The organism is Rhizobium sp. KNZ14-9A (assembly GCF_056755015.1).
In genome coordinates this window covers 424,177-449,254 of record NZ_JBPGXB010000001.1, presented here as the reverse complement: position 1 = coordinate 449,254, position 25,078 = coordinate 424,177, and the positions used below count along the sequence as shown (strand labels likewise).

General features: G+C 59.3%; 23 protein-coding genes and 5 pseudogenes. 14 read left to right on the top strand and 14 right to left on the bottom strand.

Features of this window, described 5'->3' with window-relative positions; genetic code table 11:
- Nucleotides 1-41: 41 nt before the first annotated feature.
- The gene (locus tag ACR9ZQ_RS02355) at nucleotides 42-1,100 is read right to left on the bottom strand and encodes an alpha/beta fold hydrolase (RefSeq protein ID WP_113321489.1); all 1,059 of its coding nucleotides are present in this window, start codon (nucleotides 1,098-1,100) and stop codon (nucleotides 42-44) included.
- Nucleotides 1,101-1,282: 182 nt separating this feature from the next.
- Between ACR9ZQ_RS02355 and ACR9ZQ_RS02350 the strand changes: the two genes are divergently transcribed.
- Nucleotides 1,283-1,486: a hypothetical protein gene (locus ACR9ZQ_RS02350; protein WP_481426746.1), complete on the top strand. Its 204-nt coding sequence runs from the start codon at nucleotides 1,283-1,285 to the stop codon at nucleotides 1,484-1,486.
- 836 nt (nucleotides 1,487-2,322) lie between these two features.
- Here the strand turns inward: ACR9ZQ_RS02350 and ACR9ZQ_RS02345 are convergent.
- Nucleotides 2,323-4,947 (bottom strand): autotransporter family protein, encoded by a 2,625-nt coding sequence (locus ACR9ZQ_RS02345; RefSeq protein ID WP_481426745.1) that lies wholly within the window; start codon nucleotides 4,945-4,947, stop codon nucleotides 2,323-2,325.
- Between the two features lie 520 nt (nucleotides 4,948-5,467).
- Entirely contained in the window at nucleotides 5,468-5,740 is a 273-nt protein-coding gene (locus ACR9ZQ_RS02340) for a hypothetical protein (RefSeq protein ID WP_481426744.1), read from the bottom strand.
- 327 nt (nucleotides 5,741-6,067) lie between these two features.
- Between ACR9ZQ_RS02340 and ACR9ZQ_RS02335 the strand changes: the two are divergent.
- Nucleotides 6,068-6,381 (top strand): annotated as a pseudogene (locus ACR9ZQ_RS02335) (hypothetical protein); the annotation flags it as partial.
- Nucleotides 6,382-6,391: 10 nt separating this feature from the next.
- On the opposite strand, the gene ACR9ZQ_RS02330 reads toward ACR9ZQ_RS02335, so the two are convergent.
- The gene (locus tag ACR9ZQ_RS02330; protein ID WP_113321195.1) at nucleotides 6,392-6,814 is read right to left on the bottom strand and encodes a winged helix-turn-helix transcriptional regulator; all 423 of its coding nucleotides are present in this window, start codon (nucleotides 6,812-6,814) and stop codon (nucleotides 6,392-6,394) included.
- Nucleotides 6,815-6,909: 95 nt separating this feature from the next.
- Between ACR9ZQ_RS02330 and ACR9ZQ_RS02325 the strand changes: the two genes are divergently transcribed.
- Nucleotides 6,910-7,638: an SDR family oxidoreductase gene (locus ACR9ZQ_RS02325; RefSeq protein ID WP_113321194.1), complete on the top strand. Its 729-nt coding sequence runs from the start codon at nucleotides 6,910-6,912 to the stop codon at nucleotides 7,636-7,638.
- Here the strand turns inward: ACR9ZQ_RS02325 and ACR9ZQ_RS02320 are convergent.
- The 3 genes and pseudogenes from ACR9ZQ_RS02320 to ACR9ZQ_RS02310 all read right to left on the bottom strand — a co-directional run.
- Nucleotides 7,634-7,720, bottom strand: a pseudogene (locus ACR9ZQ_RS02320) (Hsp20 family protein); the annotation flags it as partial. The gene ACR9ZQ_RS02325 and the pseudogene ACR9ZQ_RS02320 sit on opposite strands and share 5 nt — an antisense overlap.
- A gap of 300 nt (nucleotides 7,721-8,020) precedes the next feature.
- Nucleotides 8,021-8,311 carry a hypothetical protein gene (locus ACR9ZQ_RS02315; RefSeq protein WP_113321193.1) on the bottom strand — a complete coding sequence of 97 codons (291 nt, stop codon included), beginning with the start codon at nucleotides 8,309-8,311 and terminating at the stop codon, nucleotides 8,021-8,023.
- A 94-nt stretch (nucleotides 8,312-8,405) separates the two neighbouring features.
- Nucleotides 8,406-8,678 carry an usg protein gene (locus ACR9ZQ_RS02310; RefSeq protein WP_113321192.1) on the bottom strand — a complete coding sequence of 91 codons (273 nt, stop codon included), beginning with the start codon at nucleotides 8,676-8,678 and terminating at the stop codon, nucleotides 8,406-8,408.
- Between the two features lie 275 nt (nucleotides 8,679-8,953).
- Here ACR9ZQ_RS02310 and ACR9ZQ_RS02305 point away from each other — a divergent pair, with 275 nt between their 5' ends.
- The 5 genes and pseudogenes from ACR9ZQ_RS02305 to ACR9ZQ_RS02285 all read left to right on the top strand — a co-directional run.
- Nucleotides 8,954-9,268 (top strand): co-chaperone GroES, encoded by a 315-nt coding sequence (locus tag ACR9ZQ_RS02305; RefSeq protein WP_310388834.1) that lies wholly within the window; start codon nucleotides 8,954-8,956, stop codon nucleotides 9,266-9,268.
- Between the two features lie 56 nt (nucleotides 9,269-9,324).
- Complete coding sequence (gene groL / locus ACR9ZQ_RS02300; RefSeq protein ID WP_113321190.1) at nucleotides 9,325-10,953, top strand: chaperonin GroEL; 1,629 nt, start codon at nucleotides 9,325-9,327, stop codon at nucleotides 10,951-10,953.
- A gap of 58 nt (nucleotides 10,954-11,011) precedes the next feature.
- Nucleotides 11,012-11,314 (top strand): hypothetical protein, encoded by a 303-nt coding sequence (locus ACR9ZQ_RS02295; protein ID WP_481426743.1) that lies wholly within the window; start codon nucleotides 11,012-11,014, stop codon nucleotides 11,312-11,314.
- Entirely contained in the window at nucleotides 11,289-11,711 is a 423-nt protein-coding gene (locus ACR9ZQ_RS02290; protein WP_439019181.1) for a hypothetical protein, read from the top strand. The genes ACR9ZQ_RS02295 and ACR9ZQ_RS02290 overlap by 26 nt, the downstream gene beginning before the upstream one ends.
- Nucleotides 11,712-11,799: 88 nt before the next feature.
- Nucleotides 11,800-12,135, top strand: a pseudogene (locus ACR9ZQ_RS02285) (glycosyltransferase); the annotation flags it as partial.
- 6 nt (nucleotides 12,136-12,141) lie between these two features.
- On the opposite strand, the gene ACR9ZQ_RS02280 reads toward ACR9ZQ_RS02285, so the two are convergent.
- A complete protein-coding gene (locus ACR9ZQ_RS02280) occupies nucleotides 12,142-12,441 on the bottom strand; it encodes a type II toxin-antitoxin system TacA family antitoxin (protein WP_481426742.1) in 300 nt (99 codons plus the stop codon).
- A 127-nt stretch (nucleotides 12,442-12,568) separates the two neighbouring features.
- Between ACR9ZQ_RS02280 and ACR9ZQ_RS02275 the strand changes: the two are divergent.
- Nucleotides 12,569-12,831, top strand: a pseudogene (locus ACR9ZQ_RS02275) (DUF3302 domain-containing protein).
- Between the two features lie 437 nt (nucleotides 12,832-13,268).
- On the opposite strand, the gene ACR9ZQ_RS02270 reads toward ACR9ZQ_RS02275, so the two are convergent.
- A complete protein-coding gene (locus ACR9ZQ_RS02270) occupies nucleotides 13,269-13,877 on the bottom strand; it encodes an LOG family protein (protein ID WP_481426741.1) in 609 nt (202 codons plus the stop codon).
- A 255-nt stretch (nucleotides 13,878-14,132) separates the two neighbouring features.
- On the opposite strand from ACR9ZQ_RS02270, the gene ACR9ZQ_RS02265 reads away from it, so the two are divergent.
- The 3 genes from ACR9ZQ_RS02265 to ACR9ZQ_RS02255 all read left to right on the top strand — a co-directional run bounded on the left by ACR9ZQ_RS02265 (nucleotide 14,133) and on the right by ACR9ZQ_RS02255 (nucleotide 19,746).
- On the top strand, nucleotides 14,133-15,653 hold the full coding sequence (locus ACR9ZQ_RS02265) for an ATPase domain-containing protein (protein ID WP_310384332.1): 1,521 nt from the start codon (nucleotides 14,133-14,135) through the stop codon (nucleotides 15,651-15,653).
- Nucleotides 15,640-17,328, top strand: coding sequence for an ATP-binding protein (locus tag ACR9ZQ_RS02260; protein WP_481427269.1), 1,689 nt, complete (start codon nucleotides 15,640-15,642; stop codon nucleotides 17,326-17,328). The genes ACR9ZQ_RS02265 and ACR9ZQ_RS02260 overlap by 14 nt, the downstream gene beginning before the upstream one ends.
- Nucleotides 17,329-17,559: 231 nt before the next feature.
- A complete protein-coding gene (locus ACR9ZQ_RS02255; RefSeq protein ID WP_310384331.1) occupies nucleotides 17,560-19,746 on the top strand; it encodes an ATP-binding protein in 2,187 nt (728 codons plus the stop codon).
- Here ACR9ZQ_RS02255 and ACR9ZQ_RS02250 read toward each other — a convergent pair.
- Both ACR9ZQ_RS02250 and ACR9ZQ_RS02245 read right to left on the bottom strand, forming a co-directional pair.
- Nucleotides 19,736-19,816 (bottom strand): annotated as a pseudogene (locus ACR9ZQ_RS02250) (damage-inducible mutagenesis protein); the annotation flags it as partial. The gene ACR9ZQ_RS02255 and the pseudogene ACR9ZQ_RS02250 sit on opposite strands and share 11 nt — an antisense overlap.
- Before the next feature lie 32 nt (nucleotides 19,817-19,848).
- On the bottom strand, nucleotides 19,849-20,358 hold the full coding sequence (locus ACR9ZQ_RS02245) for an SOS response-associated peptidase (RefSeq protein WP_310384329.1): 510 nt from the start codon (nucleotides 20,356-20,358) through the stop codon (nucleotides 19,849-19,851).
- A 50-nt stretch (nucleotides 20,359-20,408) separates the two neighbouring features.
- Here ACR9ZQ_RS02245 and ACR9ZQ_RS02240 point away from each other — a divergent pair, with 50 nt between their 5' ends.
- Nucleotides 20,409-20,999: an SOS response-associated peptidase gene (locus ACR9ZQ_RS02240; RefSeq protein ID WP_481426740.1), complete on the top strand. Its 591-nt coding sequence runs from the start codon at nucleotides 20,409-20,411 to the stop codon at nucleotides 20,997-20,999.
- A 226-nt stretch (nucleotides 21,000-21,225) separates the two neighbouring features.
- The gene (gene ligD, locus ACR9ZQ_RS02235) at nucleotides 21,226-23,889 is read left to right on the top strand and encodes a DNA ligase D (RefSeq protein ID WP_481426739.1); all 2,664 of its coding nucleotides are present in this window, start codon (nucleotides 21,226-21,228) and stop codon (nucleotides 23,887-23,889) included.
- A gap of 12 nt (nucleotides 23,890-23,901) precedes the next feature.
- Here the strand turns inward: ligD and ACR9ZQ_RS02230 are convergent, their stop codons facing one another.
- From ACR9ZQ_RS02230 to ACR9ZQ_RS02220, 3 genes are all read right to left on the bottom strand, one after another.
- A complete protein-coding gene (locus ACR9ZQ_RS02230; RefSeq protein ID WP_310384323.1) occupies nucleotides 23,902-24,180 on the bottom strand; it encodes a hypothetical protein in 279 nt (92 codons plus the stop codon).
- Nucleotides 24,181-24,189: 9 nt separating this feature from the next.
- The gene (locus ACR9ZQ_RS02225; RefSeq protein WP_310384322.1) at nucleotides 24,190-24,489 is read right to left on the bottom strand and encodes a DUF982 domain-containing protein; all 300 of its coding nucleotides are present in this window, start codon (nucleotides 24,487-24,489) and stop codon (nucleotides 24,190-24,192) included.
- Nucleotides 24,490-24,565: 76 nt separating this feature from the next.
- On the bottom strand, nucleotides 24,566-25,039 hold the full coding sequence (locus ACR9ZQ_RS02220; RefSeq protein ID WP_481426738.1) for an Hsp20 family protein: 474 nt from the start codon (nucleotides 25,037-25,039) through the stop codon (nucleotides 24,566-24,568).
- Between the last annotated feature and the right edge of the window lie 39 nt (nucleotides 25,040-25,078).

The following is a 25,078-nucleotide window of genomic DNA, read 5'->3' as shown; positions in this document are numbered from 1 at the left end:
ACGTCCCGTCCGCCGCACAGAGAGCAGCTAGCTGTCGGGGACTAATTGGAGAGCGCGATGACGATCGCCTGCGAGCGGCTATGCACCCCGAGTTTGCCGAAGATCACCGATAGCTGATTTCGTACGGTTTTGACGCTCTTGCCGAGCCGTTCTGCGATCGCCCGGTTGTCGAGACCTTCCGCCACGAGGTCGAGAAGGGCCGCCTCGGCGGGTGTGAGATCCGCCTCACTGATGGCGCGCGGTCGTACGGGGCTGTCCTGCCCGAGAAAAGCAGCGAGTTCTGCCTGAAATACGCTCCATGCGGGCTCATCTGGCAAGAGCACGTGGTTCTTGCTCTCTAACGGCACGAAGCTGGCGCCTGGAATTGCAGCGGCAAGCTTGCAGCCCTGGTCGAACGGCACGCGCACGTCGCCACGGCTATGAGCGATCAATGTCGGTACACGAAGCATCGTCGCAAGCTGCAGCACATCGATCCCCTGCATTTGCCAAAGCAATTGCGCTGCAACCTCAGGAGTTGCAGTCAGGCGCTCCAGATCACCCCACCAGCGATGCTGTTCAGGCGTGCCGTCGGGGATGAAAAGGTTGGTGAAAAATTGACAAAAGGCTGGATTGTCTCGTCCCCAGCCGATGCGAACGAAATTGACAAGTGTTTCGGCTTCCAGCCGCTCGGCCTCAGTCTGAGCTCTCGTCCTGGCACCCTGGCCATACGCGTTTAGGAGAACCAGATGCGAGACCCGCTCCGGATACCTCAGCGCATACACGATAGCGAGTGCGCCGCCCTGTGAAAGACCGAGGAGAACGAAGCGCGGGTCCTCGATCGAAGCAGCCACGGCATCAAGGTCGGCGTGCCACGCGTCGAGCGAAAGGTCAGATACATGCCGGTCCGACAGGCCGCAGCCGCGCGGGTCGTAGCGTACAAAACGGTTCCGGGCAGACATCGCCCGGAGCCAGGGCCGCCAGACCGGGCTCTCGAGATCATAGTCGACGTGGCTGAGCCAATGCGCCGCCCGCAGGATCACCTGGCCTTGTCCACAAGACGCGACGGCGATGCGGGTGCCGTCGGCGGAGGTACAAAACCGTATGGTCTGGCTGAGTTTCATCCGCCGAGAATATCGTACGGAACGGTCGCATAACAGACCTATCCTCTCCCCATCAATTGGTGCCCCCAACGGTCAAATGCTATGCTTGGAAAGCCGGTAGCGAGTTTCGATCAGGGCGTACCAATCTTGCTCCTCGATCAACCAAATACTGGGCGAGCCTGATCAAGCGCCGGGTGTTCGGCGTGGAGAAGACGAGCGACCTTTTAATGTTCGGGGAGCATGTCTGGCTGCTCGACTTTGCACCGGCCTCCTACGTCTACAGGATGATCGTTCCCTTCGGGATATCGCTTTCCGGCGCGACCCTATATCTTGTTTTCGGGATATTGCTGGCGCTGTGGCGGCTTTTCTCCGGCGTCGCGATGCTGGCTGCAAAGACTATGTCGTAGGTGTCTGCAAGTCCTCAGCTGCGACGCCACGGTCTCAGGGCAGTTGCGAACAGTCTCTCGCTCCCAGGGAACGATCTGGCTCCCGGAGGCGGCCTGCCTGCGAGCAGGCGCGGATAGCTTTCTTGAGAAGGTTGCCGCGCCCGCGGGATCGCATGCCGAAAAAGGAGCGCCGCTGTTTCAATCTTGGACGGCCGTTCTCACCATGCAGCGCTCGATCATCGAGGCCCGCGTTCGAGAATTCGACACAATTCCGGGCCGAGCATCTAGGCACTCTCGGCGGTCCGATTGCGACCGATCCCACGTGATACCGAAGAAACATTGAGAAAGCGCGCCGAAAGTAAGTCGGAACTTTTCGCCGGATACGCTGTTAGATGTCCGGATCGCGCGGCGAACCGTCACTGTGATGGATCCCTTCAAAGCCCTGGCAGTCGTTGCGCGGTCCACCTCTGCAAATTTCCTCTTCGGATTTGGAACTTTATCGTGCAGCAAGAGCTACGGCGTCTGGATCGCGGGGCGCTTTAGTCTTGACGGGATCACATGCAGCACATGGTACGTCGCGCGATCCACCACCCGGCATCACGACTGTGGATGTCACGCCGGTGTTGCGGGTGTTGAGTTGTGATACCGTGACCAGATGCGTGTCGGGGACCGAGCATGAAGGGCTTGCATCGGTTTTGGGCTGCAAGCCCTATTTCCTAGAACGATCGACAGGTTTCCACGTCTACAAATTGGGAACGCGCGGAGGGGGCTCGCCCTCTTTCGACTCAAGGCCCTACGAGCTAGCGCGCGGCCCCACCAGACCTGCCGCTATGTTCTACTTCAGCAAAGTCTATCTCTCACCACTTCACGCGCAATCCGGCGGTGCCGCTGAGCGCATAGCTGTCGCCGAAGTCCTTCAGCGAGGATTTTGCCGCGACTTCGCCATAGAGCGAATAGCGCTCGTCGTTCCAATTGTAAGAGCCGCCAAGCGTCAGGCCTGCCCAGACCGGGTCGTTCTTCGTTTCGAAACCAGTGCCGGAGACATCGACTGCCGTGCCATCCAGGAACTCGCCGTAGAGATTGGCAATGCCGTAGATTTTCGCGCGCGCCGTCTGGCCATCGGCACGCTGCCAGCTCTCCTCGCGGTCGAGTGCCATCCCGAGCCGTCCGACCAGACTGTCGCCGTCATCAAGCGAAACCCGTGCGCCGAACCGGTCGTCGAAACTGTCGAAGTCGACGGAGGAATAGACGAGTTGCGCCTGGGGCGTGATCGACCAGGACCCGGAGGTTGCGAAGCGCCTGCCGGCTTCGAGGCTCAGCGCATAGCCGAAGCCATTGTTGCCGTTCTCCATGGCGCCATCGACGAGATCGGATTTCAGGTCGCTGTCATACCAGGTGAGCTGGCTCTGGGCGTCGACGTAGAAATCGTTTTCGCCATACCAGGTGAGCGTCGCGCCCACCCCATAGCCTCTCGTGTCGATATCGCCATCGCCGTAGACCGAGCCAATATCGCCGGAAACCGTGCCGTAATGGACGGTCAGGCCGCCGATCAGCCGGCCGGCCTGGTCCTGGTAGAGCTCGCCATCGAGACCTCCCTCCAGCTTGAACAGATCGTAGTCATAGGTGGTGCCGCTCGTGCTTGTGTCCGGCTGGAGGCCGGCATGGGTCCCCTCGGTGCGCAGCCAGACATTGTCAGGCCCTTTGGCCGATGCTGCCGTGCGATCCCCAGGCCAATAGCGGTCGCCGAGGCGCTGCTGCAGCGTGGAAAGTCCGTTGAGAGCGAGCAGGAGTTGCGGATAGGCTTCGTAAAGCGGAACACCGGGCTGATAGAGTGGCGCTGCGGATGCGCCCGGCGCGGTCGGATTGACCAGTGCGGAGCGAAGATACCAGTCGCCATCGGCCGGGGTTGCGATGCCGTTCTGGTAGAGCCGATAGGCGTATGCACCGCCGACAACGGCCTGATCTCCCTGAAAAACATAGTCGCCGAGCAGCGAGAAGGTCCCGGCCGAGGTGCCGCCGACATCGACGATCTTGATGCCCTCGACGGTTTGCGCCCCGCCGCCGCCGAGATTGGTGACCTTGACGCTGGTCGTGCCTGACGTGTTGCCCGTGACGACAAGGCGGTCGGTCGGCGAGGCATCGCCGCCGAGCACGCTTTCGATAAGAAGCGTGCCGCCATTGCCGATATAGTTGCCCGATATCGTCAGCGTGCCGATCGAATTGCCGGGGGAGACCGTGCCCGAGTTCGTGACGTCACCAAAGATGGTACCGCTGCCGCCCAGCGTGCCGAAGTTGGTGATATCGCCGATGATGCTCGAAGCGGCGCTGTGGTCGCCGATCAGCAGTGTTCCGTCATAGATCGTCCAGTCCGTCGCGGTGGTGGCGACGCCCGTCAGCAGCCAGGTGCTGGTGCCGGTCTTCTCGAACGTGTCGAAGTTCCGGTATTGCTGGGCAGCGCCGATTGCCGAAACGTCGAAACTGCCGGTGCCCGTGCCGCCGAGCCGAAGCGTATCTGACAACGTGGTATTGCCGACGACATTGCCGATGATGTTGGAGCCTGCATTAAGTTCGAGGTTCAGGCTGGACGTCGCGTCCGTGGCGATGGCGTCCGTTCGACCACTAGCCGTAAGACCGCCGAGGATCGTTCCGCTATTGACGATCGAGGCACCCGGCGTCGTTTCGACCGTCACGCCTGCGGCGTTGCTGCCGCCTTCGATCGTGCCACGGTTTAAAAGTTCTCCGTTGCGACGCATTTCCACGCCAACCCCCGATGCCGTCCCACCATCGCCGCCACGGATCGTACCGTAATTGGTCAGTGTGCTGTTGACTGTTCCGATCCCGCCCAGGAACACAGCGGGCCCACCGAACCCGGTTGGACCGCCGTCGCCGCCGTGAACCGAGCCATAGTTGGTGATGGTGGAGCCTCGATTGGCCTGGAGACCAAAGCCGGCTTGCCCGCCAAGCGAATTGGATCCGCCGGCCACCGTCCCGTTGTTAACGAAGGTCGTCGGGCCAGCCAGACTAACACCGGCGCTAGTAGTGGATGTTCCGTTGGCTCCCCCAGTTATTGAACCGTTGTTTATTAGCGAGGAAACAACAAGCGAACTATTGAGATATATCCCGCGTTGCGCCGTGGCACCGATAATTGTGCCGGAGAAGGTCAACGCATGGCCGTTTGTCGTCGACATCTGAATGCCGGTGAGTGTGAAGCCCTGCGTGTCGATAGTGATCGGCTTGGCAGGGGTTGGAAGGACTGTGCCGCTAAGCGGGAACGTAGATGTCAGTTTGATAATTGCGCTGCTATCGCCATCTGTGTTCGCCGCCGTAATGGCGTTTCGCAGTTCTGTCTCGTTGCCGACCAGGTATTCCCGCGCCGATGCCACCGAGGCGAGCCCGCAGGCGATGATCAGCGCCGCAGCGCTGACACCCGCAAGAAGCCTCCATTTTCCGATATTCCCTTTACCAACAGCACCGCCGCTCATGCCTGGTTCCATAAAGTTGTTGCTAATATCAATACGATTTAAGGATGTGCTTTTTTGCGCCGGTTCGGCCTGTCAGGCAAGATCGGCTTATCACAAAGGGACCCGTACTGCGCCAAAGGCGACAGGTTGTTGCCGGGCGGCAACAGAATATTCAAATGCAGCAGCTCTATAAATCAACATGTTAGGGATTTGGTAACTTCTGGGTCCGTCACAGGTGCGTGACGGGGAGTGTCTGGCTCTCCTCATTCACCGGCCCATCTCATATGCGCAATCACCGATTCACGTATTCGCACGGGCACCGCTTGGCCGAGAGACGCATACGCATGTTAGAACACTCGCTGAGTTGCTATCTCGCTGGTTAGCGCCTTCGCCTATCCGCTTAGCGGTTGTTCTGAGGCAGCAGGACGCACAGGTGGCGGCGAGGCCCCTCCCTTTCGATCTTTCTTCCATCAGTCAGCTAACTCGGTGCTCCTTATCTCTAAGCGCCGCCGGCGATCTCGATAGCATCTACTCTGACCGGTCACGATTTTCGCTTATCCGGCAAAATATGTTTGCCATCATTGACATTGCGGCGCACAATATTTTGCACTGCAAAACGGGGACGGCGATGAGGATTTGCATCTACAAATCGGATGACGAACCCGACTTGACGCTGTTTTTGCGTGAAGGAAAGGCAATACCTGCGGACGCCACAAACCAGAAGTGGCGTCATTTTAAAGCGGTGACAAGAGACGAAGTCAGCGCGGATCTCCTCAAGAAAATTGAGGTCGCGAATGGCTCCCTTTTCATTCATCTGAGTTCGCTGTCGCAGACAACATAAGAAACAGGCGTCATGGTCGGCAGACCGATCGCGCGCCATGCCAGTCAAATCAACAAGACTATCTCCATGGGCCAAGTGTGGCGGGTGCGCCTGAACACGGCATGGCCGTTCTCCGAGACCTCCATGGCCAATTGAAGCAAGATATCGCTTCCCAGGCGGGGCCGATTTAGCCGTCAAGCAGCCATCCGGGCTCGCCGTTAACTTTAAATGGTCAAGTCCCAAAGGAGCTGCGTAACGTCCTCAGACGCGACGCAGCTAGCGAGCCCATAGAGAGGCGCTGCAATTGCGAGCCGCTATCCTATGTTACTTGGTAGCTTTGGCTGCTCCCTCGATAACCTTCGCAACGGCAAGGGCCTGCGAGATGTAGAGGGCGTGACTGCCGTCGATCTTCCACACCTGTACATCCAGCGCTCCAAAGTCGGAGTTTACCGTCCTCTCGTACTGACCGAAGAGGGCAACGGGATCATCGGGCTGGCGGAGCAGATGGAAGAGGGTGCACTGGCAGTGAAACGCCGGCTTGCAGGGCGGAGCAGAATCTCAAAGGCAGTCTGCGCATTTCATCAGCGGACTGGTTCGGGGCCTATGTACTGCCTCCCATCCTGGCGAAGTTCTCTATCAGTCGAGTTAGTCTCGAACCCTATCGTATTCTTCTTGCGCGCGCTCAAGCTCCGGACCGTAGGTCATGGACCAAGCGTAGAGCGCCTCGAACGGTTGCTGAAGGGAGCGGCCGAGCGCGGTGATGGTATATTCGACACCGACCGGCGTTGTCGTGGTAAGCACGTCGCGGCGAACGAGGCCATTGCGCTCCAGGCGCTTCAATGCGTCGGCGAGTGCTTTGTGAGTGATCCCGTCCAGGCGCCGCATGATCTCGTTGAAGCGCGATGGCCGGGTGCACAAGACGGTCAGGATCAAGACCGACCACTTGTTGGCGATCTGCTCAAGCACGGGCCGCGCCTTCTCAACGTCCAGCAACGCCTCTGCAGAGACAGCCTTGTGGCTATGAGACGAGCAAGCTTTGATGAGCGGACCTTCTTTCACTGCGGACATGGGTATACTCCTCGATATCTGCTTTACATATAGTGCGTAATTGACCGTAGGTATAGAGGATATACCTTAGCTTCATCATTGTTGGTGGAGTTAACATGACCAGATTAGCAAACAAGATTTCCCTCGTTATCGGCGGTATCGGCGGCATCGGCGGAGCCGTGTCTCAAAGGTTCGCCAGCGAGGGAGCGCAGGTCTACGCGACCAGCCGCAAGGGCGCGGAGAGCCAACCAGACTTAACCGGCATGGGCAGCATCTACGCGATCCAGGCGGATGCCAGTAACAACGCCGATCTTCAGCGCGTCTTTGAGCAGATCCGATCGGAACAAGGCCGCATCGATGTGCTTGTCGTGAACGCGGGCCTATCCGAATACGCACCCCTTGATGAGATTTCCGAAGATCATTTTGATCGGACATTTGGCCTGAACGTCCGATCCCTTGTATTTGCGGTACAGGGTGCCATCGACATCATGCAGCCCGGCGGTACGATTGTGCTGATTGGCTCGATTGCGAGCGATATCGGCACAAGAGGATATGGTGTCTATGGTGCGACGAAAGCCGCAGTCCGATCGTTTACTCGCACATGGGCAAACGAACTTGCTCCCAAAGGCATTCGCGTCAACGTTGTCAGCCCTGGACCGACCGATACGGCGATGATGGCAAGGACCTCACAGGAGGTTCGAGACGCACTGTCTAGTATGATCCCTCTCGGACGTATGGGCAGACCTGATGAGGTGGCGGCAGCTGCCCTCTTCCTTGCGAGCGACGAGAGCAGTTTTACCACCGGTGCAGAAATAGCCGTTGATGGGGGTATGGCTCAGGTCTGATGGCTGCCTTCGAGAGATCGAAGACCCGCTCGAAGCCAACGCTCGGGCGGTAGAGAGGTGCGTAGTCGTAAGACGTTGCCATAGCCATATCCTAGGAGCAACGAGGGTACGGGAGTGCCAAAAGCGGCGCTCCCGGCAAAGCCAGCCCTGATTTCAGCGGGGGGTGGAATTCAATTTGTGTTTTGCCGATTTCCTGATTCGAGATCTGCTCAGACAAAAATTTTTACCGCCCGCGAGCCGAGCTCAGGAGCGCCCTTGTCCTGTCGCCTCCGATATTCAGCACGCCGCGAGGACTGGATGCGCTTCCCTTGTGTAGTCAAGAAAGAACCTCTCGGTGCGCCGTCCAATATCGTGCGCACCGGTGACGAGTTGGGACGCCCGGTTAATGGACTGCACGACTGAGAACGCGATGCGGGTACGCCGCCTTGAACTGCGAGATCATTGCGCACGCCTGTTGCAATACCCGCTCAGTCGTTTCGGGATTGTCGCGTGCGAGTTCATCGGCGTTTATGCGGATCGCTTCCGCCATATTGGCAGACATCAAAGCGAACCGCCCTTCACCATAGACCTGAGCCTCCTGCGAAGCGGTCTCAAGCCATCGGGCGAAATCGATGATGATCTCTTCCCTCTCCGGGATGCTGGCGCTTCTGATGATATTGATGGTCTCTTCCATGTGGTCTCACTCCATGCAGACGTGGGAAAGCGACCGGGCTCATCAAGCCCCGATCATCACGTGAACTAGGAAGTGGAAAATCCGGATTCAAGATTCAGTTCAGCTTGAACTCGCCTTCGACACGACGCCATTCGTTCGGCCCGATCAGGCGCTGATGGCTGTAGCGGACGGAATGCAGCGGGCCATCGAGGCTCTCCTGCCAGAAGTCCAGGAACTTGTGCATCTCGGGAAAATCGGGCGCCAGATCGTAGTCCTGCCAGACATAGGTCTGCAGCAGGGATTCGAAATCGGGAATGCGGTAAAGGATATGGGCGGTGGTGAGACCATAGCCATTGAGCTGGCGTTCCAGGTCGGATGAAAATTGCATGCTCATCTCCGTTTCATGACCTTTGAAATTTGCCGCAAGAATTTGCGGCTTTCAACGGTTTGTGAACGAGTGAAGCCAGTTTTGTGTTCCCTTCCAGTAGGTTAGCAGCACCTGTCGTGGATTGCTAATTTTTTCTCTTTGCCCTCTTGAAATCGAAAAATCGCAAAACCAGATCATTTTGCGCAAAACGCTCATAGAGGTTTTGCACCCGCCCGGACTGGTCATCCGGTCCGGCCAGGGGATTGCGTCATCTTTTTTGTCCGATGGAGGAAAACATGTCGTTTAGACCGCTGCATGATCGCATTCTCGTCCGCCGCGTCGAAACTCAGGAGAAGACCCGGGGCGGCATCATCATTCCCGACACCGCCAAGGAAAAGCCGCAGGAAGGCGAGGTCATCGCCGTGGGTCCCGGCGCGCGCAACGAGGCCGGCCAGGTCCAGGCCCTCGACGTCAAGGCAGGCGATCGCATCCTGTTTGGCAAATGGTCCGGCACCGAGATCAAGATCAACGGCGAGGATCTGCTGATCATGAAGGAAAGCGATGTCATGGGCATCATCGAAGCCCAGAGCGAGCAGAAGAAGGCTGCCTGAGCATCCGGCTATCAACCCATCAGTCAACAATAGCTGCCTATTGAGGAGTTAAAGAAATGGCTGCGAAAGACGTGAAATTCAACATCGATGCCCGTGACCGCATGTTGCGAGGGGTCGATGTTCTGGCCAACGCCGTGAAGGTGACGCTCGGCCCGAAAGGCCGCAACGTCGTGATCGACAAGTCCTTCGGCGCACCGCGCATCACCAAGGACGGTGTTTCGGTCGCCAAGGAAATCGAACTCGAAGACAAGTTCGAGAATATGGGCGCGCAGATGCTGCGCGAAGTTGCTTCGAAGACCAATGACATAGCCGGCGACGGCACGACGACGGCAACCGTTCTTGCCCAGGCGATCGTCAAGGAAGGCGCCAAGGCGGTCGCGTCGGGCATGAACCCGATGGACCTGAAACGCGGTATCGACCTTGCCGTGGACGCGGTCGTCAAGGAATTGAAGACCAACGCTCGCAAGATCTCCAACAATGCGGAAATTGCCCAGGTCGGCACTATCTCGGCCAATGGCGACGAGGAAATCGGCCGCTATCTCGCCGAAGCAATGGAGAAGGTCGGCAATGAAGGCGTCATCACCGTCGAAGAAGCCAAGACCGCTGAAACCGAGCTCGAAGTCGTCGAAGGCATGCAGTTCGACCGCGGCTACCTGAGCCCGTACTTCGTCACCAATACCGAGAAGATGCGCGTCGAGTTCGAGGATCCTTATATCCTGATCCACGAGAAGAAACTCTCCAATCTTCAATCGATGCTACCGGTCCTGGAAGCCGTCGTGCAGTCCGGCAAGCCGCTGCTGATCATTGCTGAAGATGTCGAAGGCGAGGCCCTTGCAACCCTCGTCGTCAACAAGCTGCGTGGCGGCCTGAAGATTGCCGCTGTCAAGGCTCCGGGCTTCGGCGATCGCCGCAAGGCCATGCTGGAAGACATCGCTATCCTGACGGGCGGCACTGTCATCTCCGAAGACCTCGGCATCAAGCTCGAGTCCGTCACCCTCGACATGCTCGGTCGCGCCAAGAAGGTGGCGATCGAGAAGGAGAACACCACCATCATCGATGGCGTCGGTTCCAAGGCCGAGATCGACGGTCGCGTTGCACAGATCCGCGCCCAGATCGAAGAAACCACCTCTGACTACGACCGCGAAAAGCTGCAGGAACGTCTTGCCAAGCTCGCTGGCGGCGTTGCCGTCATCCGCGTCGGCGGTTCCACTGAAGTCGAAGTTAAGGAGAAGAAGGACCGCGTCGATGACGCGCTGCATGCCACGCGTGCGGCTGTCGAGGAAGGTATCCTGCCGGGTGGTGGTGTCGCGTTGCTGCGCGCCGTCAAGGCGCTCGACAATCTTAATACGGCCAACCAGGACCAGCGTGTCGGCGTTGAGATCGTGCGGCGCGCAATCGAATCCCCGGTGCGCCAGATTGCCGAGAATGCCGGCGCAGAAGGTTCGATCATCGTCGGCAAGCTGCGCGAAAAGGCCGAGTTCTCCTACGGCTGGAACGCCCAGACCGGCGAATACGGCGATCTCTATGCACAGGGTGTCATCGATCCTGCAAAGGTCGTACGCGCAGCACTCCAGGACGCGGCCTCCGTCGCCGGCCTTCTCGTGACAACCGAGGCCATGATCGCCGAAAAGCCGAAGAAGGACACTGCTCCGGCCATGCCCCCTGGCGCAGGAATGGACTTCTAAGAAGTGATCGGTAAGGCTCGTCCCAGCCGCCGCGGGGCGAGCCACTTGCGGAGAAAACATGAGTTTGCCATCGAAAGAAGATGCGCGCCTCTGCGCCAGTGTCGTGAAAGAGGTTGCCCGCTCCAAAGGAATAACGGGCGAGCCGGCCTCTATCGGTCGGCTGACCGCGACGGTCGCCAGGCTCTTCAGCAGGGGCGTGCGAGACCGGGACAGACTGCTGTCGGAAGCAATGGCAATCACCGAAATACCGGTGGCGCACGAGGAGCACCGTCCGCTTCTTGCCGAGCTCCGGCACATCACCACAGGTACCATCGATTTATCTATGGAGCCAGAAAATGAGAGAGGACATCAACAACAGTAGAACGAACCATAGTACCGAAGCAGCAATCAGCGCCGCGCAACTGCTTCATCCGTCCAAGCATTTTAATCACCCCCGTGACGTGCTTGTTGCCAGCGATATCGGCGATGACGCAAAACGCGCCATTCTCGCATCGTGGGCATCCGACCTCTTTGCCATCGAGTCCATTCCGGCACTTCGTCTTTATCCCGGCACGGATAAAGCCGTCTCTTATGACGAGATCATCGAAGCGTTGAAGACTCTGGACCAGTCTGATTGGCAATCCGAGGAGCAGGGTGCATCCAATTTCCTCGACATGCAAAGAAGCCGTTGCCGTCGCTCGCCGTCGCGCCGGTTTGGCGGCGTTGGTCTGTGCAGCTACCGGAAAGGAGACCACCGCCGACAGCCGTTTGAGATCTAAACACTGCCACCAGCTGCCGTGTGCCTGTTCGAGGACGCGGGCATGATTTTTGCCGACGACTCTTTGCTCAATTGAGGAGGTTTTGCCGATGAAGATCGCTCAGATCGCACCCCTTGCCGAGAGTGTTCCGCCCAAGCTCTATGGCGGCACGGAACGGATCGTTTCTTATCTGACCGAGGAGTTGGTCCGTCAGGGCCACGAAGTTACCCTATTCGCAAGCGGCGACTCTGTTACGGACGCCAAGCTAGTGGCATGCTCGGATGTCGCGCTCAGGCTTAACCCGGCTGTCCGGGATCACCTGCCACACCAGGTAGTGATGCTGGAGGAAGTTCGCAGGCGCGCCCATGAATTTGACGTCCTTCACTTCCACGTCGATCTCCTGCATTTCCCATTGATCCGGGATCGGCCAGTGGGATGGGTGCACTGAGAGTCACGCCTCATCCCACGGCGCTTTGGTGGACATCGTGCGTTTCAGACGCTCATTGGGCTGTGCGGGTGCGTCCAGTCGGGCAAGGTATTCGGCATAAATTTCGGGGCTAACCGTCAATATGGTACGGTCAAGCAGCACCTCCTCGGCACGGCGCTCCGAAGCCTCCAGCATGAAATCCGTGCGCGTCTTGCCGAGCAATTCGGCGGCGCGGTCGATCAAGTTGCGGGTCGCAGGCTTGATACGCATATTCAACGGCACGCTGGCGTCCTGGCTTTTACTTGTACGCGAGGGGGTGGGCATAGAAATCTCCTGTCTCGACAAATGTATAGCGTAACGACATCATCTCACAAGCGCCGTAAAGATGATGTCGTTACAAGTTCCGCTTTGGTGTTTTGGGGTCGAAGTCCAGCTCAGGTGAGGTGACGACATCGGTGTGCTGGACATCCTCGCCTGGATCGTTCTCGTCGTGCTCGTCCTCAGCACGGTCGCAGTCGTTGTCTTCCTCGCCATGCTTCCAGGCATGATTGCCACACTCGGAACCATCCATGGGCGCAGGCAGTGGCCATCGGAGGATGGGTCACGCTGTTCCTGGGCTGTGCGCTCTGGCCCCTGGTGCTCATCTGGGCCTATGTCGGATGGCTTGATGGCGATGTCGTGGCCGCTCTCCGTAACTTGTCCGGCACATCCTAGCTGGGATCGACGGTATCCCTTGGCCCCGGTCCTCGTCATCGAGGGATGTTCACTAAAGGGTGGATTACCGCCAGACGGTCCGAGCTCTTGAGGAGAGGTGAACCGACGAGCGGCCAATATTGGCGGTGATCATTTCGTCATAACAAGGGTTTGTGGGGTCGAAGCAGACCGGTAAGATTTTCTTGATGTGAAAGTACCCCAGTCTTCCGCGGTATCAAGAATGCGGTATGCCCACTCCTCGAATTGTCGGTCATGGTTTTCCATCATCCGCGTTGCGGGCTTACATCGCGTGGCTCACAACTAATGGGATGGTCCGCCTCGCCCCTGCGCTTCATCCCCTGGTCCTTTCGATAGGCCAGAGCTTACTTCATAACGCATTACTTCAACGGGGCAAGGTCATGCGCCAACCGTCACAAAATCGATTGGTCGATACCGTCTTACATATTGTCGATGATCGACGGGACGCCTTCGGAAACCTCGGGAGGTCGCGCGGCATTTTGGATGGCCGGTATAATGTCCTCAACCCGATCGACAACGATTGGCTGGATCAGATGGCGGCTATGCAAAAATCCAACTTTTTCCATGTGTTCGATCATGGAGAGCATCGGATTCCAGAAGCCCAATATATTGGCGAAGACCATAGGCTTCCGATGCCGTCCTAGCTGCGCCCAGGTCATGATTTCAACGATCTCTTCGACAGTGCCTATCCCACCCGGCAACGCGACAAAAGCGTCGGAACGTTGGAACATGGCGTGTTTACGCTCATGCATCGTCTCGGTCATGGTCAAATCATCGAAAATCCTGAGCGCATCAGCGGTCGATTCGCGATTTGTCAGAAACTTGGGAATGATAGCGCCGACCTTGCCGCCGTTTTTCAGCGCTGAGAGGCCGACGGCGCCCATCACGCCGTTGGTGCCACCGCCGTAGATCAGTTCCAGCCCCGCCTTGGCGATGGCAGCACCTAATTTTTCACCGGCTTCAACGAACGCAGGATCGTTGCCCGGTGAAGAACCACAATATACGCAAATCGAATGAATGTTTGTCATTGCATCATAAACGGTAAGGCAGAAGCTCTAGTCAAGAGACGGGATGTTCCGCCGCGTTGGGTCCGCCCTCCCCTCGTCACTCGGCGAGCGCTGAGACCCTCGGAACACTAGAGCGAAGGGAGCGACGACGAGACCGTTCTTATGAACTGTCCCGGGACCGACCGTCACAGCCAAAGCTCGCTATTCGGCCACTTGAGCCCCAACAACGCTGATCTATATGCATCTCACCGCTTATTCATGCTGCATAGGTAAGACATGTCTGAAACATCAGATGAAGTGGAGACGATCGACACGCCGCGCATTTCCACCGGGGTCGCGGGCCTTGATGTGATCCTTGAAGGTGGCTTGGACGAAAACCGGCTTTACCTCTACGAGGGCCGCCCCGGAACAGGCAAAACCACGATAGCCTTGCAATTTCTTCTCGAAGGCGCTCGGCAAGGGGAGCAGGTGCTGTATATAACGCTGTCGGAGACGGAACGCGAACTGCAGCTCGTCGCCAAACGCCACGGCTGGTCGCTCGACGGCGTCAGCCTCTTCGAGCTTGTTCCCCCGGAAACGACGCTCGATCCGGATCGCGAGCTGACGGTGTTTCATCCGGCGGAGATGGAACTGAACGAGACGACGAAGCTCATCCTCGACCGAGTGTCCGAGCTCAACCCAAAGCGGGTCGTCATCGACAGCCTGTCCGAGTTGCGTCTGCTGGCCCATAGTCCTCTGCGTTACCGGCGGCAAGTGCTCGCGCTGAAGCACTATTTCACCAGCCGACAGTGTACGGTCATTCTTCTCGACGATTTATCGTCTCAGCAAAACGACCTTCAGCTCCATTCCATTGCGCATGGTGTCGTCTTGCTGGAGCAGACCGCGATCGACTACGGCGCGGAACGTCGCCGCCTTCGCGTCGTAAAGATGCGCGGGATCAAGTTTCGCGGGGGCTACCATGATTTTATCATCGAGAAGGGCGGGCTCCACGTCTTCCCCCGGCTGATCGCAGCAGATCACCATCTTGCGTTTGAGGAGGAGTTTACCTCGAGCGGCATCGCAGAACTCGATCAGATGCTGGGTGGCGGGCTCGAGCGCGGGACGAACGCCTTGTTTCTCGGCGCGGCCGGGGTGGGAAAATCGTCGCTCGCCCTGACCTATGCTCTGGCGGCCGCCGACCGTGGCGAGCATGCCGTCATCTATGCTTTCGACGAAGGGCGTGGAACCCTGCAGGCGCGGGCCAGGACTCTCGGCTTCGATTTGCAGAAACATTTGCAAAGCGGGATGATCCGCTTGCAGCAGATCGATCCGGCGGAAATGTCGCCAGGCGAATTCACGGCCAACGTCCAGAGAAGCGTCGAGAACGATGGTGCCCGCGTCATCGTCATTGACAGCTTGAACGGTTACATGAATGCAATGCCGGACGAGCGTTTCCTGATCCTGCAGATGCACGAATTGCTGACCTATCTCGGGCAGCGCGGTATCATGTCGATCCTTGTTCTCGCTCAACATGGGCTCGTCGGTCCTCTCGAAGCGCCGCTCGACCTGAGCTACCTCAGCGATGCCGTTGTGATGCTGCGTTATTTCGAGGTGCACGGCACGGTTCGCCGCGCGATCTCGGTCGTCAAAAAGCGAAGCGGCCAGCACGAGCATAGCGTTCGCGAATTCAGCCTGTCTGATAAAGGCATTTGGCTTGGGCCACCGACGGCCGGCTTCATTGGCGTGCTGGCGGGATCGCCCCATTTTACCGCAGCTCCAGCAGTAAATTCAGTTGACGGACGTGATGGCGTTAAGTGAATCCGAGCCCGAACCCGTTCTCGTCTTTGCACCGGTGGGCAGGGATGCGGCCGCGTCCGTCGAGCTGCTCATGCGCAACGGGATCGCTGCCAAAGCATGCGGTGATCTTTACGCGTTTGTGAGAGAACTTGAAGCCGGCGCATCAGCAGCGTTTCTTGCCGAGGAAGCGCTGTTTGGAACAAATGCCAGCTCGTTATACAAATGGGTCGCCGACCAGCCACCGTGGTCGGACCTTCCCTTTATTTTGCTCACCAGCCGCCAGGAGCAGATGGGCATCGAAGGGTGGCGGCAGGACGTGATCGCCAAGCTGCGCAATGTGGCGCTTCTGGAGCGACCGGTCCAGGCGCTCACGCTCGTCAGCAGCTTGCAATCAGCACTTCGTGCAAGGAAACGGCAGTTGCAGCTGCGCGCGCTGCTTGAGGAACGCGAGCGTTCGGCACAGCAGCTTGAGCAACTCGTTGTGGCCCGAACCGAGGCGCTTGAAGCAGCTAACACAGCTCTGCGGGACCAGATACGCGTCCGGGCCGAAGTCGAGGAGAAACTTCGTCAGGCTCAGAAGATCGAAGCCATTGGCCAGTTGACAGGGGGCATCGCTCACGACTTCAACAACCTGCTGATGGTCATTTCCGGAGGCCTCGAAATGCTCGATCGGCAGGCGGACCCGGCGAGGCGCAAGCGGCTGATGGACGGCATGCGGCAAGCTGCTGAAAGAGGATCGGGCCTGACACGCCAGCTGCTGGCTTTCTCCCGGCGTCAGGAGCTCAAACCGCAAACCATCAACCTGGCGCGCCAGATCGGCGGCATGCGGGAGTTGCTGGACCGTAGCTTGAGGGGCGACGTCCACGTCGTCATTGATCTCTCACCAGACTTGTGGCCGGTCGAAGTCGATGCCAGCGAACTCGAACTCGTGGTTTTGAACCTCGCGGTCAACGCGCGCGACGCGATGCCGAAGGGGGGCACGATCAAGATTACCGGCGAGAATAAAGCGGCACGGGCAGAAGCTGACGGTCACGGCGACTTTGTTCGCCTCGTCGTCGCTGACGATGGCTCCGGAATGACGCCTGAGGTGCAGGCGAGGGTATTCGAGCCCTTCTTCACGACGAAAGATATCGGCAAGGGATCGGGTCTTGGTCTCGCGCAGGTTCACGGCTTCGCTCAGCAGTCCGGCGGAACGGTCGAGATAGAAAGTCAAGTTGGGAAAGGAACCACGATCTCGCTACTGCTACCGCGCTCCTCAAACCGTCCAGCGTTTGATCAGCACCACCTGGTCGATCTGCATGTCGCAAGGCGGCGAGCAGAAGCTGCCGGTAACGTCCTGCTGGTCGAAGACGACGACGAAGTCGCGGCGCTCGTTGCTGAGATGCTCGACGAGCTCGGATTTGAGGTGGTGCGGGCAGCGTCGGCTGCAGCTGCACTTGGCGCCTTGGCCAACGGCCGCAGCGTCGACCTCGTGTTCTCTGACATCATGATGCCAGGCGGGATAAACGGTGTGGAGCTCGCGAAGGAGATCCGGCTCCGCCGGAGCGATTTGCCCGTCCTGCTCACTAGCGGTTATTCCGAGGCGGCAAAACAGGACGCGGAGGCACAGGGGATCAAGATCCTGCGCAAGCCCTACCAATTGGCGGAGCTCGAAGAGGCCCTTCGGCGAACCATGGCCGGTGGAGACGGAAATTGAGGGTGCAACAAACAACAGCGGGAGCGGCTCGACGGGTATCTGCTCATCCAAGAAGGACCGTGTGTCCTTTCGCCAGTCATGTGTGTGGGAGTGCGCAGATGGGGAGCACGCCGATCGCGCGCCGTCTTCCGTCGTTCGCAGATTGCTTAACTTCTCGCCATATCCCTCCAATGCAAGTCCACCGCATTGCATCGCGCCGCGCCATCTGCACCTCAACGAGCAGGCCATAGAATGAACACTGCTTCCCATTTCCCCGCCGAACGCCTCCAACAGGTCCTCGACAGCGCAGTCGACACCGGGATCATCATGCTCGACGTCGATGGCATAATCACCGGCTGGAGCAAGGGCGCTGAAGCTCTCCTCGGCTGGTCGCAGGACGAAATGCTGGGCAAAACTCTGGTGGCGATCTTTCCGCCGGAAGGAGGAGCCGCCGCGCTGCTCGAGGCGGAACTGACCGACGCCAGGACCAGCGGAAAGGGAAGCGGCGAAGGATGGCGGCTACAGAGGGGCGGTGGCCGCATCTGGGCCGTTGGTGAGACAACGCCGATAATGGATGATGAGAGAAAGCTTGTCGGTTTCGTGAAAGTGCTGCGTGATCGCACCGAGCAGCGCGAGACGGAGATCGCGCTGCGAGAGCGTACCCGCGCGCTCGAGATCCTCAATCGAGCCGGAGCAGACCTCGCGCGCGAGAATGACCTGGAGAAGGTTGTTCAACTGGTAACGGATGCCGGTGTCGAGCTTACCGGAGCGCAGTTCGGCGCATTCTTCCACAACGTCATCAATCCATCGGGCGAGAGCTACATGCTCTACACGCTATCCGGTGTACCTCGCGAGGCATTCTCGAAGTTTCCCATGCCACGCAATACGGCTGTCTTTGCACCGACCTTTCTCGGAGAGGGGATTGTGCGTTCCGCCGATATCACCCAGGACAGCCGGTACGGCAAGAATGAGCCGCGAAAAGGGATGCCGGAAGGTCATCTTCCCGTACGGAGCTATCTGGCCGTGCCAGTCATCTCGCGAATGGGCGAGGTAATTGGTGGACTGTTCTTCGGGCATGCTGACATCGGCGTGTTCGACGAGGCGTCAGAAAGCGGTCTCGCTGGCCTCGCCGGCGAAGCTGCGGTCGCCATCGACAACGCCCGGCTGTACGAGGCCGCACAACGTGAGCTGCAGGAAAGACGCCGCGCTGAAGAAGCACTCAAGGAACTGAACGCCAATCTGGAGCATCTCGTCAAGCAGAAGACGGAGGAGCTGACCCAGAACGCAGAGGCGCTGCGGCAAGCCCAGAAAATGGAGGCGGTTGGGCAGTTGACGGGGGGAGTCGCCCACGATTTCAACAATCTACTGCAGATCATTGTCGGCAATCTCGACACGCTCACGCGGAACCTGCCGCCGGAAGCGGGGCGGTTGCGAAGGGCAGCCTCGCAGGCGATGAACGGCGCGAGGCGGGCAGCGGCCCTGACGCAACGGCTTCTCGCCTTTGCCCGGCGGCAGCCGCTCGACCCCAAGCCGATCGATGCCAACAGCCTGATCCGCGGCATGTCCGAACTCCTGCACCGGACGCTCGGCGAGATCTACAACATTGAAGTTGTACTCGCCGCCGGCCTCTGGAAGGCGGAAGCCGATCCCAACGAACTGGAAAGCGCGCTTCTTAATCTCGCAATCAATGCGCGCGACGCGATGCCTGAAGGCGGCAAGCTGACCATCGAGACATTCAACGCTCATCTGGACGAAGCCTATGCTTCAGCGCACGCAGAAGTGATCCCCGGACAGTATAGTGCCATCAGCGTCTCCGACACTGGGTCGGGGATGGACGCCGATACGCTGTCGCACGTGTTCGAGCCGTTCTTTACGACCAAGGACCAGGGCAAGGGCACCGGGCTTGGCCTCAGCCAGGTTTATGGGTTCGTCAAGCAATCGAAGGGCCATGTGAAGATCTACTCGGAAGTCGGAGAGGGAACGACGGTCAAGATCTACCTGCCGCGGCTCTTGTCGGACGGGGCCGATGAAGATGTGGTAGAGGCACCTGCTATCCCCGACGCTGCGCCCGGCGAGGTCATTCTTGTCGTCGAGGACGATCCGGATGTCCGTGCCTATTCGGTCGAATCGCTGCGCGAACTCGGCTACCATGTACTCGAAGCCAAGGACGGCCCTGCGGCTCTGCAGGCGCTGTCGACCCACGGTAAAGTCGATCTGATCTTTTCGGATGTGGTGTTGCCAGGCGGCATGAGCGGCGCAGACGTGGTTGCTAAAGCGCGTGAGACAGACCCGACGCTGAAGGCGTTGTTCACGACAGGCTATTCCCGCAACGCCATCGTTCATCATGGCCGGCTCGACAAGGGCGTGCATTTGCTGCCCAAGCCATTCTCCTTCGAGGATCTGGCCGTACGCGTCCGGGATGTCCTCGACCGTAACTGATGGCTCGACAGCCAGCCTTTCTGGCCGACACGCCCTCCAGCGAGGCGATGCGCTCGCGCAGGTCGGAAATAACCCGTTGACGCCGTCGTTGCGGCTCGCAATTTAGACCGCAACTCTTGGCTGGAAGGAAGCGTTGGAAAGAGGTTTGACACGGAAGGTTCCGACGGGAAGTGGCCGCAGGATTTCATCTTCGGGTACAAGCCGGTCAAGCCAATCCATCCGTTGATCGCGCGTCAGGACCGCCATCTGCCGGTCATGATAGGGCGCGATGTCGGCATTCGCCTCGATCGTCAGGATGGCATAGGCCTCGGGCCAATCTGAAGAGCCCGGCCGCCAGATCCCTGCGAAATAGAACCAGTCGCCGTTGGCGAGCGAAAAAATGAAATTCTTGCCCCCACTGCGATGACGGAACTCGGATGCCGGCACCAGGCAGCGGCGGGTTGAAAACGTCTTTCCTTCAGAGCGGACGACATTGACCGCGCGCGACCCACCATCGAGCGGACGCAGCCCCCAGGGCAGCTCGACCATCTCCACATCGCCGTCCCGCCGTCTTATGATAACGCGACGCTCGTCGAGCGGGGCGTCGGACTGGAAAACCTTCGCGTTCACCATATGTAGAACATAGCAAGAACTCAGCTTCACGACAAGACTGCGAGGAACACATGTGCAATGATTATCGGTTGATGATGGACGTGGCTTCGATCGTCGAGGATTTCGCCCACCTCAAGATCAAGATCCGTTTTGGTGAAGGTGCACCGAACGTTGATGCACGCGAGGACATCAAGATCACCGACATGGCGCCGATCGTCCGCACGGTCGAGGGCGCGCGGGGTGAAGGCGATCTAGTGCAGCGGCGCTGGAGCTGGCCGGGACTAAACAAGCGGCCGGTGTATAACTTTCGATCGGACGGACGCGAGTTCAACTCCAATCGCTGCCTGATCATCGCAGACGGCTTCTACGAGTTCACCGATCCAACGGAAAAGGGGAAAAAGCGCAAGGACAAGTGGCTGTTCACCAAGAAGGAGGAACCGATCTTCTGCGTCGCCGGCATCTGGCGCGACACGGATGACGTCGGGCAAGCCTTCACCATGCTGACAACGGAGCCTGGCCCGGATATCGCACCTTACCATGACCGGCAGATCGCTATCCTTGAGCGGGACGCCTGGGCCGACTGGCTCGATCCCTCTGTCTCGGCGAAATCTCTGATCAGGCCGCTTCCCGCCGGCACCCTTAATGTCGAACAGGTCGGCTGACGCGTTTTCTGTTCCACTACCGCATCTCGACAGGCTGAATTGGAACAAAATGCGCGCTGGGGGCTTCTCAGTTGCGAGGTCGCGTGCCGTCCAACCGGACGTGACAGGGATGATGAACGCGCTCCTTGCGGCCAACGAAACGGCAGCCGAGCGTCCCACCTGTCCGGCCTGCGCCTCAGCTCCGTCGTCATTCGACGCGGATGGAGGAAGTGTACCGGGGATCGCGATGGCCAGCGACAAGCTCTCAACCTACAAGCAGAAGCGCGACTTTCAGAAGACGCAGGAGCCGAGCGGCCAGGCGAAGTTGAAGGGTTCGAACCGTCGCCGCTTCGTCATCCAGAAACATGACGCGACCCGATTGCATTACGATCTCCGGCTTGAGCTCGGTGGTGTGTTCAAATCCTGGGCGGTGACCAAAGGCCCGTCTCTCGATCCACACGACAAACGTCTTGCCGTCGAGGTCGAGGATCATCCGCTCGACTACGGGGACTTTGAAGGCACGATTCCGAAAGGCCAATATGGCGGCGGCACGGTGATGCTCTGGGATCGCGGCTATTGGGAGCCGGAAGGCAGCAAGAGCCCCGAGCAGGCTCTTGCTAAGGGCGACTTCAAATTCACCCTCGAAGGCGAGCGACTGCATGGCAGCTTCGTTCTCGTGCGGATGCGTAGTGACCGTGACGGCGGCAAACGCACCAACTGGCTGCTGATCAAACACCACGATGATTTCTCCGTCGAGGACAACGGCGCGGCAGTCCTGGAAGAGAACGCAACCTCTGTTGCCTCCGGCCGGACGATGGAAGCGATCGCTGCCGGCAGGGGCAAGAAGCCAAAACCGTTCATGATCGAAAGTGGCGACGTGCAGGCGGATGCCGTGTGGGACAGCAACCACGGCCTTGCAGCGGAAGAACGCAAAGCAGAAACGAAGCCCAAGAAGAAGCCGACGCCGACAAAGCCAACGAAATCCGCGATAGCGGAGTTTATCGCGCCGCAGCTCTGCGAAACGCGCGAACGTCCACCTACGGCGGACGGCTGGATCCACGAGATCAAGTTCGACGGTTACCGGATCCAGATGCGTATCGAAAACGGCGATGTGACGCTCAAGACCCGCAAGGGCCTCGACTGGACAGGCAAATATCCGGCCATCGCTGCTTCCGCCGCAAACCTGCCCGACGCGATCATTGACGGGGAGATCTGCGCGCTCGATGAAAACGGGGCGCCGGACTTCGCCGCGCTGCAGGCGGCGCTATCGGAAGGCAGGACGGATGCGCTGGTATATTTCGCCTTCGACCTGATGTTTGACGGCAATGAGGATCTTCGAGAGCTGCCGCTGACGGAGCGCAAGGATCGGCTGCAGACATTGCTGAGCGATGCAGGCGACGATCCACGCCTGCGTTTCGTCGAGCATTTCGAAACCGGCGGCGACGCCGTCTTGAAGTCTGCTTGCAAGCTCTCGCTCGAAGGGATCGTCTCAAAGCAGGCCGACGCTCCCTATCAATCTGGCCGCACCGACACCTGGGTCAAATCGAAGTGCCGGGCAGGCCATGAGGTGGTGATCGGCGCATATGCCACGACCAACGGCAAGTTCCGGTCGCTGCTGGTTGGCGTCAACCGCGGCAGCCATTTCGTCTATGTCGGCCGTGTCGGCACGGGCTATGGCGCCGGCAAAGTCGATGTTCTGCTCCCCAAGCTGCGCGCGCTGGAAACGGCCAAGTCACCGTTCACCGGTATCGGGTCGCCGAAGAAGGATGCCAACGTCGTGTGGGTGAAGCCGGGCCTGGTGGCGGAGATCGAGTTCGCGGGCTGGACCGCCGATGGCCTTGTCCGCCAGGCAGCGTTTAAGGGCCTGCGGGAAGACAAACCAGCAGCGGAAGTCGTCGCCGAGAAGCCTGCCTCACCCGTAGAAGCCGATGTGCCTGATCCGGAGGCAGAGGCCGAAAAGCCAGCGCCGGCAAAATCCTTCCGGAAGGGCGGCAAGGCAAATGTGATGGGCGTGTTGATCTCCAATCCCGAGAAACCGTTGTGGCCCGACGCTGGCGACGACAGGCCGGTCACCAAGGTTGAGCTTGCGAACTACTACGAAGTCGTCGGACCTTGGCTCATCGACCACATCAAAGGCCGGCCGTGCTCGATCATCCGGACGCCCGATGGCATAGGCAGTGAGCAGTTCTTCCAGCGCCATGCCATGCCCGGAACGTCGAACCTCTTGGAACTGGTGACCGTCTTCGGCAATAAGAAGCCCTACCTGCAGATCGACCGCGTAGAGGGCTTGGCGGCCATCGCCCAGATCGGCGGCGTGGAACTGCACCCCTGGAATTGCGAACCGAAACAGCCCGAGGTCCCGGGTCGGCTCGTCTTCGACCTCGATCCCGGTCCGGACGTACCCTTCTCCACCGTCGTCGAGGCAGCCCGAGAGTTGCGTGATCGGCTGGAGGAACTCGGCCTTGTCAGTTTCTGCAAGACCACGGGCGGCAAGGGGCTGCATGTCGTCACGCCGCTTGCGGTGGCGAAGGGCAAGAAACTGGCATGGCCCGAGGCAAAAGGTTTTGCGCACGACGTCTGCCTGCAGATGGCGCGGGAGAACCCAGAACTTTATTTGATCAAGATGGCGAAGAACCAACGCAACGGCCGCATCTTCCTCGACTATCTGCGCAACGATCGCATGGCGACTGCCGTGGCGCCACTGTCGCCGCGCGCCCGGCCCGGCGCTCCGGTGTCGATGCCTCTCGCATGGAGCCAGGTGAAGACGGATCTCGATCCGAAGCGATTTACCGTCCGCACGGTGCCGGCACTCCTGGCGAAGACGAGTGCCTGGCAGGACTACTGCGATGGGCAGCGATCGCTCGAACAGGCGATCAAGCGCCTTGCCAAGTCGATGAATCAGGCCGCCTGAACGCGCGATCGGTCAGATCCCATAGCGCCGGTCGAGTTCTTTAAGGGCAGACTGCACTTCATCGATCGAGACTGGCTCTGGTGTTCCTGGCACCTGGCGGAGGGCTGGCTTTGAATCAACCGCATAAAAATCCGATGCCCAGGCCGCGAGGATTGCTCGCTTGTCATCGACGCAGAGAGACGGCGCTCTCACCACATCGATTGGCCTCCGAAGCTGCGCACCCTGAAGCAGGATCGTTGGTCCCATGGCCATAGCGTTGCTGGCCGCCTGCTGCAACATATCGTGTATCATCGGACCACCTCACCGCACGTGCGGATCTTTGTCCCGCCGCAGGTGCGACGCGGGGATCACGTTATTTTCCGGTGCCAGCAGATCATGTTTCTCGGCAAAGGCGGCGAAGAGCCCACGCGCGGTCTCCGCTTCGATTTCACCGCGCAACGCGGCACTGCATGCCCTGAGCGCCACCGAGTGCGCCGCGTCCCGCAACGAGGCCGGCCATTCGGCAAGATGCCGGTAGGCGTCCATCACGCCGCGAACCTCTGCCGGAAAGCCAAGGCCGACAAGAATGAAAACTGGCTGTCTGAACATATCGGGTTTCATCGCTCTCTCCTTCCCAACCCGGAATGTTGATGGATGGACGCCGTCGCAACGGCGCCCTGTTCTGCGGATAACGCAGTTACGCGGCCTTTTGCGCTTCGATCTGCGCTGGAGCAGCAGACGTCATTGCGGGAGCGCTCTGGATGGAGATCTTGCGCGGCTTCAGTGCCTCCGGGATCTCGCGAACCAGATCGATCGACAAGAGACCGTTGCTGAGGTCGGCCCCGTTCACCATGACATGATCGGCAAGTTCGAACCGATGCTCGAAGGGACGGCCGGCAATGCCGCGATGCAGGTAGCCTTCGTTTGCTGCTTCCTGCTTCTTGCCGGTGACGGTCAGAAGATTGGACTGGAAGGTGATGTCGAGATCGTCCTGCGCGAAGCCCGCCACCGCAATCGAGATCCGGTAGCTGTCGTCACCGGTCTTGACGATGTCATAGGGCGGCCAGTCGCTGATCGAGCGGGCACGCTGGGCGTTTTCGAGAAGATTGAAGACCCGGTCGAAGCCGACGCTCGAGCGGAAGAGGGGTGCATAGTCGTAAGATGTTGCCATAGCCATATCCTCCTTGAAGCAACATGGGTACGGGAGGGC

What these genes read in the sequence shown, in the direction of transcription:
- ACR9ZQ_RS02355 (WP_113321489.1), bottom strand. Translation starts at nt 1,100, where the DNA reads ATGAAACTCAGCCAGACCATACGGTTTTGTACCTCCGCCGACGGCACC.
- ACR9ZQ_RS02345 (WP_481426745.1), bottom strand. Translation starts at nt 4,947, where the DNA reads ATGAGCGGCGGTGCTGTTGGTAAAGGGAATATCGGAAAATGGAGGCTT.
- ACR9ZQ_RS02340 (WP_481426744.1), bottom strand. Translation starts at nt 5,740, where the DNA reads ATGAATGAAAAGGGAGCCATTCGCGACCTCAATTTTCTTGAGGAGATC.
- ACR9ZQ_RS02330 (WP_113321195.1), bottom strand. Translation starts at nt 6,814, where the DNA reads ATGTCCGCAGTGAAAGAAGGTCCGCTCATCAAAGCTTGCTCGTCTCAT.
- ACR9ZQ_RS02325 (WP_113321194.1), top strand. Translation starts at nt 6,910, where the DNA reads ATGACCAGATTAGCAAACAAGATTTCCCTCGTTATCGGCGGTATCGGC.
- ACR9ZQ_RS02315 (WP_113321193.1), bottom strand. Translation starts at nt 8,311, where the DNA reads ATGGAAGAGACCATCAATATCATCAGAAGCGCCAGCATCCCGGAGAGG.
- ACR9ZQ_RS02310 (WP_113321192.1), bottom strand. Translation starts at nt 8,678, where the DNA reads ATGCAATTTTCATCCGACCTGGAACGCCAGCTCAATGGCTATGGTCTC.
- ACR9ZQ_RS02305 (WP_310388834.1), top strand. Translation starts at nt 8,954, where the DNA reads ATGTCGTTTAGACCGCTGCATGATCGCATTCTCGTCCGCCGCGTCGAA.
- groL (WP_113321190.1), top strand. Translation starts at nt 9,325, where the DNA reads ATGGCTGCGAAAGACGTGAAATTCAACATCGATGCCCGTGACCGCATG.
- ACR9ZQ_RS02295 (WP_481426743.1), top strand. Translation starts at nt 11,012, where the DNA reads ATGAGTTTGCCATCGAAAGAAGATGCGCGCCTCTGCGCCAGTGTCGTG.
- ACR9ZQ_RS02290 (WP_439019181.1), top strand. Translation starts at nt 11,289, where the DNA reads ATGAGAGAGGACATCAACAACAGTAGAACGAACCATAGTACCGAAGCA.
- ACR9ZQ_RS02280 (WP_481426742.1), bottom strand. Translation starts at nt 12,441, where the DNA reads ATGCCCACCCCCTCGCGTACAAGTAAAAGCCAGGACGCCAGCGTGCCG.
- ACR9ZQ_RS02270 (WP_481426741.1), bottom strand. Translation starts at nt 13,877, where the DNA reads ATGACAAACATTCATTCGATTTGCGTATATTGTGGTTCTTCACCGGGC.
- ACR9ZQ_RS02265 (WP_310384332.1), top strand. Translation starts at nt 14,133, where the DNA reads ATGTCTGAAACATCAGATGAAGTGGAGACGATCGACACGCCGCGCATT.
- ACR9ZQ_RS02260 (WP_481427269.1), top strand. Translation starts at nt 15,640, where the DNA reads ATGGCGTTAAGTGAATCCGAGCCCGAACCCGTTCTCGTCTTTGCACCG.
- ACR9ZQ_RS02255 (WP_310384331.1), top strand. Translation starts at nt 17,560, where the DNA reads ATGAACACTGCTTCCCATTTCCCCGCCGAACGCCTCCAACAGGTCCTC.
- ACR9ZQ_RS02245 (WP_310384329.1), bottom strand. Translation starts at nt 20,358, where the DNA reads ATGGTGAACGCGAAGGTTTTCCAGTCCGACGCCCCGCTCGACGAGCGT.
- ACR9ZQ_RS02240 (WP_481426740.1), top strand. Translation starts at nt 20,409, where the DNA reads ATGTGCAATGATTATCGGTTGATGATGGACGTGGCTTCGATCGTCGAG.
- ligD (WP_481426739.1), top strand. Translation starts at nt 21,226, where the DNA reads ATGGCCAGCGACAAGCTCTCAACCTACAAGCAGAAGCGCGACTTTCAG.
- ACR9ZQ_RS02230 (WP_310384323.1), bottom strand. Translation starts at nt 24,180, where the DNA reads ATGATACACGATATGTTGCAGCAGGCGGCCAGCAACGCTATGGCCATG.
- ACR9ZQ_RS02225 (WP_310384322.1), bottom strand. Translation starts at nt 24,489, where the DNA reads ATGAAACCCGATATGTTCAGACAGCCAGTTTTCATTCTTGTCGGCCTT.
- ACR9ZQ_RS02220 (WP_481426738.1), bottom strand. Translation starts at nt 25,039, where the DNA reads ATGGCAACATCTTACGACTATGCACCCCTCTTCCGCTCGAGCGTCGGC.